The sequence below is a fragment of the Alteromonas sp. IB21 genome, from assembly GCF_016405965.1.
Taxonomy (GTDB): Bacteria; Pseudomonadota; Gammaproteobacteria; order Enterobacterales; family Alteromonadaceae; genus Alteromonas.
Window position 1 is genome coordinate 364,506 of record NZ_JAEFCD010000001.1, and the last position, 12,951, is coordinate 377,456.

Here is a 12,951-nt window from a genome sequence, read left to right on the forward strand (position 1 = left end):
TCTAAAAATACTGGGCATGATCATTGCCTCTGATAGTAAAGATAGACAATATCACTAAATTTTTGCAGGTCAAACGACAGAAAAATGACGCTAGGTGCCATTTTAGTCTGTTACGCAATCTCAACTTTCGTTGAGTTTTCTTACCTGCTCTGAGTTCAGCGCCTATTGAACGATAATGTGCGCTTTACGATTAAATCCACTGAGTCGCTGGACTGATTTTACTAAGCATAGTCAAAAACTCGCAAACTGAACACGAAAAGTCATGATGAAACTGATAAACAAAAAAAACGACCAGATGCTTACTCACTTGCTTTGGTTTTTGTTGCTTGGAGCATTTTCAACACACTGCCTAGCAGCGCTGACGAATCATGAAAAAGTTGAAGAAGGCGCCAGGCAATATTTGCTGTCTCAGCTTACTGATGACGCGCAGGATACTAACATTGATGTCGATGTTGTGAAGATAGACGATCGGATAAATATTCCCGATTGTCCAACCGGCTTCCACTATAACGCTTCACAAGAAGCGCTGAGTCAGTCCTATATTTCAGTTCGAGTGAGTTGCAAAAATAATGAGTGGTATTTATTTACCAGTAGTCAGGTTACTCGTACAAAAGAAATTGTTGTTACTCAAGGTGCAATAAGCCCGGGAACGGTGCTCACATCGTCTAATTTAGCGCTAGCTAAAGTCGACATAAGACGACTGCGCCATACTGCATTTACAGATTTAGACGGCCTTATCGGTGCGAGAATGAAGCGACGGGTGACCGACGGACAAGCCATTCAGTCAAATATGCTATGCTTTGTGTGTAAAGGCGATAGAATAACGATTACTGCTGAAGTTGCTGGAATGGAAGTTAAGACTGCCGGTATTGCTCAACAAGACGGTGTCGTGGGCGATAATATCAAGGTTTTAAATGCCAGCAGCAACAGGTCCGTAATTGCAAGAGTCGCAAGCCCTGAAGAAGTCGTGATACACTTGTAAAGTATCCAGTTAATTTCTACTTTTTTGTGCATAATTACACTAAAGAAATATGCCGAAAGGCCGATAACTAAACTGAGGCAAAAAAGGTAGTGAGGACTTAAAATGGCAATTAACAATATAAACAATGGGTTACCAAAAACACCTATTGATAACGGGAAGGTTGCGCAGCAAAACCAGACGCAACAATCTCAGCAGCAAGCGTCGACGCAAAGTGCGCAGACCGCCCCTGCTCCACGTCAGGATTCTGTTTCCCTGACTCAATCTGCACAGCAACTTAGTCAGGTGCAAAAGAAAGGTTCTGAAGCACCAGTGAATCAAGAAAAAGTTGATCGTCTCAAAAAAGCAATTCAAAGCGGCGATTATAAAATTAATCCAGAAGTGCTGGCGAATAAAATAGCTAAGCTAGAGTCTGAGATTTTTGGCACTAAGTGATTGCGCTCAGCAAACAATAGAGAAAATGTGTGACAGAACATAGTAGCGAAGTAACACAAGCGATGACCAAGCAAGTAGAGCAACTCTCTACGCTTGCTGCTCTGCTTGAAAAAGAGCTTCAGTTAATCAGCTCTCGCGACGCAGAGTCTCTCATGAATTTGCTTGACGAAAAGACACAGCTTCTATCTGACATTCAAACGCTTGATGGAAAAATTGAGCATATTATTCGCGATAAAGGATCGCTGTCAGACAATGACGAGCTGTTTTTAGAGCAAGCGAACCGTCTTCTTGACGACTGTAAATATCGAACGCAAATCAATCAAAAAGCCGTTGAGCAAGGACAGCTTCGCCTCACACATTTACGCAATTTGATGATGGAAGTTCGCGCGAAAGAATCGCTCACCTACGACAAGAAAGGCAAACCGAAAGGTGGTACGTTAGGTTCTGGCATCAGCGCCTAGGCCTAGCGCTTTCAAATACATTACGCGCTTCGTTATAAAAGACTGCTATCAAAGCGGCGCGGCGCGGCGCGGCGCGGAATACAACAACATACCTGCGTTTTTTACACAACACCTTGTTTATTAAATTCCCCGTTAGTAATACTTAACGTCTTTTACTCTTCTTGGTTTAGCCGTAGACAGATAAATGTCGTAAACTTGCTGCATGTCGAGAGACAGTTCAGTTACATAGGTGTCTTCCCCTACAGGGTATGCCTTGACAACTTCTGCGCCTCTAATAATTCCCTCAACAGAGGAACGCAAATTTTCGCTGTCTACGATAAGACCAGACACAGACTGACTTCCTTCAATTTTTTGACCATAAACCTGCTCAGTAAGCTCTCGGTATGCATCTAATTTTGACGCTTTCATGGCCATAATAAGTTTCATGCTGTCACTTTCACCTTGCTGGGACGAAATCGGCGCGTACCCGACAGCCGTCAAAACAGGGTAAGAATCTGGCTCAACGGTTTCCCATTCAACATGCTTATCGACGATGCCACAACCACCGGTGCCAAGTGCAAAACCGAGAATAGCAGCTTGAATAAAGACTTTAGATTTTTTCAATTTACGCAAATACATACGCTTAAACCTCACCTTGCATCACTAACACATTAATGATGACCCGTATTTTATTTAGCAAAAACTAGTAACCCTGCAACCTTTCGCTAAGAGCGTTGATCGGGCTCAGCCTAACCTATGAGTAACCGTTAATTAACGAGCAGGTAGTCAATGCGTTTGCACTCGCGGCTACAGTGCCCCCATACACTATTTAACGTGATTCCTTAATCAACATAGTTGGCTACCTAACTGGCAGCCGTACTCACAAAAGAACTAGCAAAATACGCGCCTGTTTTAATGTACAGAGTAATAGCGCTAGTACTTGGCACTTTTCTCGCATAGTTTTATTGCATAGCTATCAAATAACACATGGTTTTAACCATGCGCATGAGCTTATTAACAATAGAGGTGTGCGGTGCAACACATTAGCAAAACGACTCTGGCAAAAATTTTCAATATCGCTGTGGCGCTTGTTTGCCTTATCGCCTTTTTTATTGGGCAAGCGCATGCCGTGTGGTATGAGGCTACCGGACAGGCTGTGGTCGTAAATGGTAATAAAGACGCAGCCAAACAAGCGGCAACGCAAGAAGCACTTAAACAAGCAATGCTTTTCGCTGGGGCATCAGTACAAAGCGTTGCAAACCTTGCGAACGGCCTACTCAAGAACGAAGAAATGACGATACGATCTACCGGTGAAGTTGAGCAGCTTGAACTCGTTGATGAAATCTTTAACGGTGATGTGGTGACCGTTAGAATAAGAGCCGATATTTTTCCAAAGGGTAAGGTCTGCTCCGCTCAGCATGATGAAAAGCATTTTGCAACGACGCATTTTAGAATAAGAAATAGGGCTCAGCTAACGCAAGGCAACATGCCTCATTTCGACAAAGCGTTTACGCAACGCCTTGCAAACGCTATGCAAACACAAACTGAAAATTTAAGAATTTCATATGTTGCCCCTCATACTGCTAAATTCGACAGCCGTTATACTGACCAAAACATACGCACGCTAGCGGCTCAAAGTAATACCCAATTCGTCATCATTGGCGTCATCAACGATTTAAGCATGAGTGAGGAGAAAGGTTCTTCTCTATTCTCACCCTGGCGCAGCAGTTCCCCGCGCCGCGTCTTTTCAATGACTCTGCAAGTATACGATGGAATTAATGGCGGACTTCTTTTTACCTCATCTTACCAAGGGGAAGAGGAATGGACATTTGATAGATTTGAAGATATCGATGAGTTCTCATCTACCTTTTGGCAATCACGATATGGACAGGCAGTGGACAGTGTCATTAGCGAAGCGATAGAGGATATAAAACAATCTACCGCTTGCCAGCCAATCACCGGCAGAGTGATTAGCGTGGTAAACAATCGTATTTCAATTTCTTTGGGCCGAGATAATGGTATTTCTGAAAAAGATGAGATGTACCTTTATCAAGCAAAAGAAGTCATAGATAACCGTGGCAGAGAGTATCTTCAATATTCGCTTTACCCCGGAACCTTCACTGTGGAGAGTGCGTTTAGCAATTCATCAGTGGTTTTTTCCGACACAGGAGTAACTGCAAACATTCAAAGTAATGATTTTGTGGTCAAAAAATAGTGTTAGTCACTCTCTTTTCAATTGCTCAATGAGGAGATTGGTTTTTTATTAGCCTCATGGTATATCTATAACAAAGTATAATTTTACATACTTAATCTTTAGGCTCAGGGAGATACCTTGACTTAGACTTTCGTATGATTCACTTTGCATAACTATGACTTTCCACCTATTCGTTTCGAGTTGTTTGGCATTTATCGCTTTGCTGCAGGCAACTCAGCAGATAAAAAGCCATTTTATCATTGAGTTTCCTAGACTTGAGCGGGAAGTAACCGAGAAATTTGGTGCAGATAAAGCCCTTCATGTTGGTGCACTCGAAGATACTCTCAACCTTCTTGAAAATAAAAGCATTCACGAGCAACTTCTAGGCGTAAATGCTTTTTTCGACGAACATATCCAGTACGCAACTGACGATATTGTATTTAAAGAAAAAGACTACTGGGCTACGCCATCTGAACTTTTTGGTCATTCACGGGGAGATTGTGAGGACTATGCCATTGCAAAATATATAGCTCTGCTACACTTAGGCATTGATAGTGCTAAACTTCGGTTAATTTACGTAAAAGCGAAGATTGGTAGAAGTCGAGTAACACAAGCACACATGGTTTTAGGATACTATGACTCCCCTTCATCGGATCCTTTGGTGCTAGACAGTTTAGTGTCTAACGTTTTACCCGGTTCTCAGCGAACAGACTTAATACCCGTATTTAGTTTTAATGACTCAGGTATTTGGCAACCCGGTCAAAAAACACAAGTTTCATCGTCAACCAGCAGACTGTCTCGGTGGCGAGATGTTATTGAGCGTATGAAAAAAGAGGGGATTAGCAGAAGGTCTTAAATATTTATGTCAATAACAAGAGAATTATGGCTAGCCATTGTAGTCGTTGTCCTTGTTGCCATTGCGGGTAGCGTGTCTATTCATGCTTTTACCACGAAGCAATATGTAGAAGAACAGCTTTATTCAAAAAACGTGGATAATGCCAGCATGCTTGCGCTCACTTTGAGCGGCCTTGATAAAGACTCCGTTTCTTTAGATCTTTTCATAATGTCTCAATTTGATATTGGCCACTATGCTTCGATAGTTCTACAAAAGGCGGATGGCGAAATTGTGTCAGCTCACCGTAATAAAGAACAAATAAACGAAGATACGCCTAAATGGTTCGCAAAGAATTTTTCACCTGATGTGAAACTGGGAATTGCGCAAGTTAGCGAAGGCTGGGGGCAATATGGCACGGTTTACGTTGAGACTGATACGAGTTTCGCTATTGCATCAATGTGGCGCGCTACCCAACGACTGATTATTGGTTTGTCTCTTCTGGGTCTAATTACCGGTATTATAGGCGGTTGGGCACTCCGTTTTATTATACGCCCACTGAACGGCGTGGTTGGTCAAGCTGAGTCATTCCAAAAAATGCGATTTATCCAGCTCCCCGAGCCGCGTACTTTAGAACTAAAACGGGTAGTTCGCGCAATGAATTTTTTAGCGGCGAATTCTAAGAAAATCATGGAAGAAGAGAATACTCGGCTTGATATCCTGCGCTATAAAACGCAATTTGATGATGAGTCAGGCGTAGCAAACAGAGACTATTTTATTTCAATTCTAAAAGGTCAACTCGCTTTCCGTGATACAGAGGGCGTTAACTGCTTGTTCTTCATGAGGTTCACCGAAGGCAATGGCTTTCTTCGCTCTCCAGCCAATATTCGCAAAAAGAGAATTCGCGATTTCATAGAAGAAATCAATGATAGCCTTTCGCTTCATCACGACTTTTTTAGCGATAGTCGAGTTGCAAGGATGCAAAAAAACGAGTTTGCCATCCTTCTCACCGAAGCTCACAATACTGGGGAGATATCTAATGCTCTCCACGGTGCTTGCTTAAGTGCATTTTGCCATGAAGGCGACCCAAAAGTATTCCAATCAGTAACAAAGCTGCGCCCTGATGATAGCTTTTCTGACGCGTTAATGAGAGCCGACGCAATGCTTGACGAAGCAGAGACAACGAACAGGGCTGAACCTTTTATAGAGGCCATACTTAAACAAGAGAGCAGCTTAGTTGATGAGAGAAGATGGGAACATGATTTAAAACAGGCTATTAAAAGCCAGGATGTTGAAACCTTTAACTACCCCGTTCTTGATGTGAACCGAAACCTTGTTCATTACCAATGCTGGGCAGGCGTTAATATAGAAGGCGAGCTACGAAAAAATGGCTACTATGCTCATTGGGCTCGGTATCTAGGGCTATTACCTCAATTAGAGTTAACGACTATCATTCACCTAATGGATACCATTAAATATTCCGAAGCAACATCAAAGTTTGCGTTCCTCTGCTCTGAGCAATTGTTAGTTGACTCTGCGCTTTTATCGCAACTTTACACTCAATTGGACGCGGATAAAAAGGTCGCAACGCAAATGTGCTTCGAGGTTCGAGAATCTACCGCAACCCGCTTCCCAACAGAATTTAGAGCGTTTTGTAACGCCCTTAAAGCCAGAGAATGCCAGGTTGGCCTTAAGCGTGTTGGCGAGTCTTTCTCACAATTATTGAACGTGCAAGAGCTGGGTTTAGATTATGTGAAAATTGATTCTGCTTTTATGGCTGACATCGACTTTAACCCCGCCAATCACGCATTTATCAGAGGCTTCTGCTCGTTAGCTCACACCTTTGGTATTGATGTATACGCTGATGGCGTTAAACGTGCTGATCACCAAGATCTATTTATCGAGTTAGGTATTGACGGGGTGGTTTCTCATATTGAGGTTATAGAGCATCTTTTAGATGACTAAACTCGCCAAGTCTGAGTAATAGACCGATTCGATCTTTTGCCTCAAATTTGTGTAACAGCGTACCAACATATTCCTTAACGGTGCGCTCGGTAATTCCATGCCCTCTCGCTATCTCTTTGTTACTCAAGCCCTCTAAGATACCACTTAACACATCTTTTTCTCTGTTGGTTAGCCCCTGTAGCGAGGGGATAACACGCCCGGTTTGTCTATTAGCGGCTACATTTGATATCGACACAGCGAGCAGCTCACTCGGTAACCAGATGCCCCCCGCTTCAAGAACGCGTGTCACCGAAGCCAGTAAAGACTGCGTCGCTAGCGCATGACAATATGCTCTAGTGCCCAACATTAATGCCGTTTGCATTTCTACCCGATCATACTTGTAAGTGAGTAAGGCTATATTGTCGACTTTCTGCTTAGCGCCAATGAGCTGTTGCCGCCAGTTCTCATTGCTTGCCAATATCCATATACAATCAGTTTGATCACACGTTAGTTGATCAACCCGCCTATAGCTGGTCCACGAATACTGGGTTAGCGCCCCTTGCAAATCTTTCTCGGCAATGAAATGCCTCATTCAACGCTCCCGCAGCGCAGAGGCTGTCACATTGAACAGAGGGGATAAGATATAGTTAAGGACCGTTTTCTTTCCCGTCAGTATATCTACCTGTACGATCATTCCAGGCAGTATTTCTAACGCCTCATTCGCGATGCTTTTCTTCGTCTCAAGCCTCACTAGGTAATAAGTTTCGTCTTTTTCGTTAGTGATGGCATCGGCACTGATGTGTTGAACTTCAGCAGACATACCACCATAAATAGTAAAGTCATAAGCACTAAACTTTAAGATAGCCTGCTGCCCTTCTCGTATAAACGCAATGTCTTTAGGCGAGACTTTTGCTTCAACAATAAGTTGATCATCTTGAGGAACGAGTTCCACTACCGCGCTGCCTGGTGTAATTACCCCGCCAACGGTATTGATGAGCAACCGCTGCACCGTACCATTGATTGGCGATCTCAGTGCAGCTTGTGATACCACATCTTCTAAACTGGTTTGAGACTGCTGCAATGTAGCCATTTCAGCGGTGGCGTCGGTCAATGCTTGGTTCCATCTATTAACCAATTTAAGGCGCGCTTCTTCCTTCTTAATAATTTCCTCTTCGATGGCGTTTAGTCCACGTTCAATCGCTACCTTGGACTTGGCGATGTTTCCTTCTAGTTCTACTATCTGACGTTCTAAGCGAAGGATTTCAATCTCCGACACAGCACCTGATGCAAGTAATGGCTTGGTCACAGCGAGCTCTTTTTTTGAGAGGGATAACACGTTTTGATACTGTGAAAGATTAGCTCGCTCTTCTTCCACATCTTGACGGCGTTGCATAATACGAGAATCGGATCCTGCAGCGACTTCATCAAGCTCAGCCAAATTAGAATTGTAGAGCTTTCGCTCGTTATCAACGACAGTTGGTGCCCGTTCGCGAAGCTCTCGATTAAACCGCAACACGTTGCCTTGGGTGAGCGCCGACAAGCGCTGCACTTTCGCAGCCAGCGCCGCAAACTGGGTTGTGTTTTCTTCAAGGCTTGACATAAAGCGGGTAGGATCCACCTTCAATAGCACTTGGCCAACTTTAACCGCTTGTCCTTCTCGTACTAAAATTTCCTGTACGATACCACCGTCATAAGATTGAAGTACCTGTAGTTGCTGCGACGGTATGACTTTCCCATCGCCTTTTGCCACTTCATCAATCTCTGCAAAATACGACCATATCACCAAAAGTAACAAAACTAGCGTCACCAGATACAAGAGCCCACGGGCTTTCACAGGGGTTTGCATTATCCGTGACCATTCGGCTTCCAATACCCAATCCTGACCCGGAGGTGGCGCTAGCCAACCTCGCATTAATCGCTGCAACCAGTCTTTTTTGTCACCGCCACTATTAGAAATCATGGCGCCCTCTTAAGCTTTTGACTTGGCTGTTTAAATTGAACAAGTACGTCTTCTTTTTTACCGTCAGCGATGACTTTTCCGTTCTCGATAACAATCACGCGCTCAACAAGATCTAGCAAGGTTGTTCGATGGGTATTGATGATGAGTGTTTTGCCCGCTGAGGCAGCTTTGATGGTTTCCTTCATCTGCGCTTCGTTTGTTGAGTCCATGGCTGAGGTAGGTTCATCCATGATATATATCGCAGGGTCTCGCACTATGGCTCTGGCCATCGCTACTGCTTGTCGCTGACCTCCTGAGAGTAAGCTACCCCGCTCACCCACGTTTTGCTCTACCCCATTGGCATTACCGTTAACAAGCTTGGCCAAACCACACTGGGTCAGTACCTCCCAAAAGTCACTTTCATCGATACGTAAATCTTCAGACATAATATTGTCTTTCAATGAACCGTAGAAAAGGCTGACGTCTTGCGGCACATAACCTATTTGTTTACGAAGTAGCGTGGGGTCGTATTGCTGAAGGTCGACGCCGTCCATGAGTAACTGACCCGATTCAGGACGGTAAAAGCCCATAAGCAGTTTATTCAGCGTTGATTTTCCGCATCCATTTTTGCCCAAAATCGCTACGTGCTCTCCTTGTTTAATCGAAAAGTTTACATCTTTGAGTGCAAGTACGGTTTCATCCGGATATTTAAAGCATAGCTGACACGCATCTATATTCCCCTTGAGCACAATACTACTTTTTATCTGCTTATTACTGCCTGACTCACTCGGCAACGACATGATGTCGTCAAGGGCATTTTTTGCCGTCTCTGCGTGATGATATTGTGCCAATAGAGCCGCAGCCTGGGAGACCGGCCCCATGGCGCGGCTAGACAATAGGTAGGCAGCAATTAATCCACCTTGTGTGATCAAACCTTCAATGATCAGATATACACCAGTTAGAATGATTACAACGCCAACTGACTGCTGAACCCAAAGTGCCGCATTGTTTACCGACATTGAAACCAGACGCAGCTTGGCATTAACTTTGGCAAGAAAGATAGTTTGCTTTTCCCACGCACTTTGGTTTCGGCTCTGGTAACCAAACGCTTTTATATCCTCTAAAGAAGTCACGCTTTCGGTAACGAGGGAGCTTTTTCGAGAGCTAATCTCCATCGACTCCTCTGAGAGGGAGCGCATTACGCGCTGTGCTTTCATGGCGTATAGGAAAAGCGCGGTGGCGCCAATAAGAATAGGAATGATCAAATAAAAATCGATCATAGCTATGATAACGACAAACAAGAGCCCGAAGGGTAAATCAACCAATGCCACTAGAGTTACAGAACCGAAAAACTGCCGAATACTCTCAAACGATTGCAGGCTGTTTATAAAGGAACCGCTTTTTGCTGGTCTGCTAGCCAAATGTATAGACAGGACTTTTTCCATAATTTTTGCAGATAGCGTGACATCCAGTCGGCTCGCTGCCAGCTCGACAAAATACTGCCGTAACATGCGCAATAAAAAATCTGCTGCGAGAACCAAAAGCACGCCGATAGCCAGCGCCCACAAAGTCTCTAGTGCCGCGTTTGGCACCACCCTGTCGTACACATTCATCACAAAAAGAGGCAGGGCAATGGAAAGCAGGCTAATAAAAACAGAGGCTAATAGTACATCCCTATACAGCCCTTTTGCTGATTTGATAGACGACCACAGCCAGTGCCCTACCGATGATTTGTCAATTTGAGCATTGGTCTCATGCGCATGCATTTCGGGTCGAGCAAATATTATGTACCCAGTATAACGGGCAGCGAGTTCACCTCTGGGAACCTCAACCACGGCGTCATCTAATTCTGGATACGAAACTCTTGCGTGGGAATGATTAATACCGTGAAGCACGCAGGCCTGCTTTTCATTTAATACTAAAACAGCGGGTAGTAGTGCGGTATTAATGTGGTCTAAATCCCGTTTAACTGTTCTGCTGGCCAGCCCCGCTCGCTTTGCCGCACGTTCAAACCCTGTGGGCGATAGTTCACCGTGATCTAGAGGCAGCCCACTAAGCAGGCTGACTCTAGATACATCCAGGTGGTGCGCATGACAGATGGTAATTAAGCAATCCATCAATACGCCTCCTTGCTGTTCCAGATAGGATATGTCGTCTACGACCTTCTTTTCCTTCATATAGGCCTACATATCACTATTCGTTAGAAGGAAGCTGGATAATAGCTGCTTCAATTCTGCGATTACGAGCGTTCGCCGCGTCTGATTCTTCATCAACCAGCGGACGACTCTCTCCGTATCCAACCGCAGTAATTCTTCTAGCTTCTATATTTGCGTTCGTCATCAGCAGCGACGCTACAGCTTTTGCTCTTCGTTCAGACAAGCGTTGGTTGTAGGCTGCATCCCCATCTAAAGAGGCATGGCCGTGAATTATCACTCCTGAGCTTGAGTCGTTGTTTAGCGCTTCGATAACGTCTTGAAGCGAGTTCTCATATTCAGGCAAAACCTCGGTAGAATTAGACGCAAACTCAATATTGATCTTAAATGAATTAATTATCTTTGCATTATCGAGAGTAAAATCTGCAGCGCTTGATTCTGACCCTGTTTCAGGCTCTTTGGCTTCACAACCAAAGTCATCGACCATGGCACCTGGCGTAGAATCGGTGCAGTCGTCCCACAAATCCACAATGCCGTCGCCATCTGTGTCGCGCTTAAGAATATTAAGTTCATCTTCAAAGTTTGTACGAACGGCTGGACAAACGTAGTTAGGGTCGTAGCTTATTCTCTCTTCGGCTTTGTTCAGTACATCAGGCACGCCATCTTTCGTAATTCCTAATGTTTGTGCCAAGCTACCCGAGGCCGCAAGCAGTCTTACACGCGCCTTTTCTAAGGTGTATTGTGCTTCTAAATACGCGCGACTAGATTCGTAGTACTCGTTTTCAGAATCGAGTAAGTCTAATAGAGAACGTTCACCAATGGTAAACTGATCCATGTATGCAGACTTTACTCTGTCCGAAGACAGACGGTGGGCATTCAGAGAGGGTAGCTGCTCAGTAATATTAATAATGTCGTTATAAGCAATTTGTACCGTTTGTCTCATATCGATACAGGCTTTGTCCCGCAGATCTTTTGCTAAGTCTACCTGCGATAATGCTTGTCGAATCGCTGCGCGGTCCGAGCCACCGTTATACAAATTATAAGAAAAGTTAACGCCTACACTGGCTTCAGTAATGGTGTTATTTAGCGCAGCTTGGTCTCGCGTTTGTGCGCCGTAACTAGCGGTTAAATTAACTTGTGGATGATACAGACTTTTCGCACTGTCCACGGCGTAACGCTGGGCATCAATGTTGTAAATAGCAGCATTGAATTGGGGGTTGGTGCCGTAGGCGCTGGTGAGTAAGGTTTGAATATCTGTAACACTTGCATCAACAAAAGCAGAGTTTAATGTTACCGGCTGCAAGTTATTCACAGGCTTCTCGCCCACCAACCGTAAAAACCGCGCGGTAACATCATGCAAATTAGACAGCTCGGTAAGCACATTAGACTCAGCAAGAGAAAGACGACCACTGATTTGCTCTAAGTCAGCTCTACGACCCACACCTGCTTCAACACTCTCTTCAATTTGTTTAAACACGTCAACATGGGTTATCAGGTTTTCTTCTGCAAGTTTCAAAAGCTCTCGGAATAGCTGAACATCCATATAAGCGAGGGCGGTATCTAACGACTTCTGCTCAATTTCGTTCATTAGTTCGAAAAAGCGGACAACTTGCGCTTGCTTGAACCGCTTTACTTCGCTGCTTGTTAAAAAGCCGTCGTATAACATTTGGGTAAGCGTAATTTGCGCAGTATGGCCCATGTATTCGCGATCTAAACCGTAATTTCTATCGCTATACGCACTCGATGCCAATACATCTACTTGAGGGCGAAATCCGCCTCGCGCGATATCAACATCTGACATCGCTACTTGAAGTTGTCGCCAGCTGGCTTGCACTTCTGGGTTTTCATTAACCACCTTGCGAACATAGTCTTCCAAATTGACTGACGAAGCATTAGTTCCATAGCTCTGCGCGACGGAAGTATTAGCAAGAACAGCGCCAACTGCACCAATTACAATCTTGGTAAGCACTGAATCTATCAACTTCATAAGGAAATCTCATCAAATAAGAACCGGCGCCATTTGCTTGGTTTCTTA

11 protein-coding genes are annotated in these 12,951 nt (G+C 44.3%); 6 read left to right on the forward strand and 5 right to left on the reverse strand.

Annotation, left to right across the window (positions count from 1 at the left end):
* The first annotated feature begins 262 nt into the window (after nt 1–262).
* The 3 genes from flgA (at nt 263) to flgN (ending at nt 1,875) form a co-directional block, all read left to right on the forward strand.
* Nucleotides 263–982: a flagellar basal body P-ring formation chaperone FlgA gene (flgA, locus tag JC525_RS01600; RefSeq protein WP_233094808.1), complete on the forward strand. Its 720-nt coding sequence runs from the start codon at nt 263–265 to the stop codon at nt 980–982.
* Between the two features lie 102 nt (nt 983–1,084).
* On the forward strand, nt 1,085–1,414 hold the full coding sequence (gene flgM / locus JC525_RS01605; RefSeq protein ID WP_198813770.1) for a flagellar biosynthesis anti-sigma factor FlgM: 330 nt from the start codon (nt 1,085–1,087) through the stop codon (nt 1,412–1,414).
* A gap of 29 nt (nt 1,415–1,443) precedes the next feature.
* Entirely contained in the window at nt 1,444–1,875 is a 432-nt protein-coding gene (gene flgN, locus JC525_RS01610) for a flagellar export chaperone FlgN (protein WP_198813772.1), read from the forward strand.
* Nucleotides 1,876–2,007: 132 nt separating this feature from the next.
* Here flgN and JC525_RS01615 read toward each other — a convergent pair whose 3' ends face one another.
* Nucleotides 2,008–2,493, reverse strand: a complete 486-nt coding sequence (locus JC525_RS01615; protein ID WP_198813774.1) for an LPP20 family lipoprotein — start codon at nt 2,491–2,493, stop codon at nt 2,008–2,010.
* A 394-nt stretch (nt 2,494–2,887) separates the two neighbouring features.
* On the opposite strand from JC525_RS01615, the gene JC525_RS01620 reads away from it, so the two are divergent.
* From JC525_RS01620 to JC525_RS01630, 3 genes are all read left to right on the forward strand, one after another.
* Complete coding sequence (locus JC525_RS01620) at nt 2,888–4,069, forward strand: flagellar assembly protein T N-terminal domain-containing protein (protein WP_198813776.1); 1,182 nt, start codon at nt 2,888–2,890, stop codon at nt 4,067–4,069.
* Between the two features lie 184 nt (nt 4,070–4,253).
* Nucleotides 4,254–4,904, forward strand: a complete 651-nt coding sequence (locus tag JC525_RS01625; protein ID WP_233094809.1) for a transglutaminase-like cysteine peptidase — start codon at nt 4,254–4,256, stop codon at nt 4,902–4,904.
* 6 nt (nt 4,905–4,910) lie between these two features.
* The gene (locus JC525_RS01630; RefSeq protein WP_198813779.1) at nt 4,911–6,845 is read left to right on the forward strand and encodes a LapD/MoxY N-terminal periplasmic domain-containing protein; all 1,935 of its coding nucleotides are present in this window, start codon (nt 4,911–4,913) and stop codon (nt 6,843–6,845) included.
* On the opposite strand, the gene JC525_RS01635 is transcribed toward JC525_RS01630, so the two are convergent.
* The 4 genes from JC525_RS01635 to JC525_RS01650 all read right to left on the reverse strand — a co-directional run bounded on the left by JC525_RS01635 (nt 6,820) and on the right by JC525_RS01650 (nt 12,903).
* Nucleotides 6,820–7,416, reverse strand: coding sequence for a helix-turn-helix transcriptional regulator (locus tag JC525_RS01635; RefSeq protein WP_198813781.1), 597 nt, complete (start codon nt 7,414–7,416; stop codon nt 6,820–6,822). The genes JC525_RS01630 and JC525_RS01635 overlap by 26 nt on opposite strands.
* The gene (locus JC525_RS01640) at nt 7,417–8,784 is read right to left on the reverse strand and encodes an HlyD family type I secretion periplasmic adaptor subunit (RefSeq protein ID WP_198813783.1); all 1,368 of its coding nucleotides are present in this window, start codon (nt 8,782–8,784) and stop codon (nt 7,417–7,419) included.
* Nucleotides 8,781–10,880 carry a type I secretion system permease/ATPase gene (locus JC525_RS01645; protein WP_198813909.1) on the reverse strand — a complete coding sequence of 700 codons (2,100 nt, stop codon included), beginning with the start codon at nt 10,878–10,880 and terminating at the stop codon, nt 8,781–8,783. Before JC525_RS01645 ends, JC525_RS01640 begins: the two co-directional genes overlap by 4 nt.
* 76 nt (nt 10,881–10,956) lie before the next feature.
* The gene (locus JC525_RS01650; protein WP_198813785.1) at nt 10,957–12,903 is read right to left on the reverse strand and encodes a TolC family outer membrane protein; all 1,947 of its coding nucleotides are present in this window, start codon (nt 12,901–12,903) and stop codon (nt 10,957–10,959) included.
* Nucleotides 12,904–12,951 lie beyond the last annotated feature (48 nt).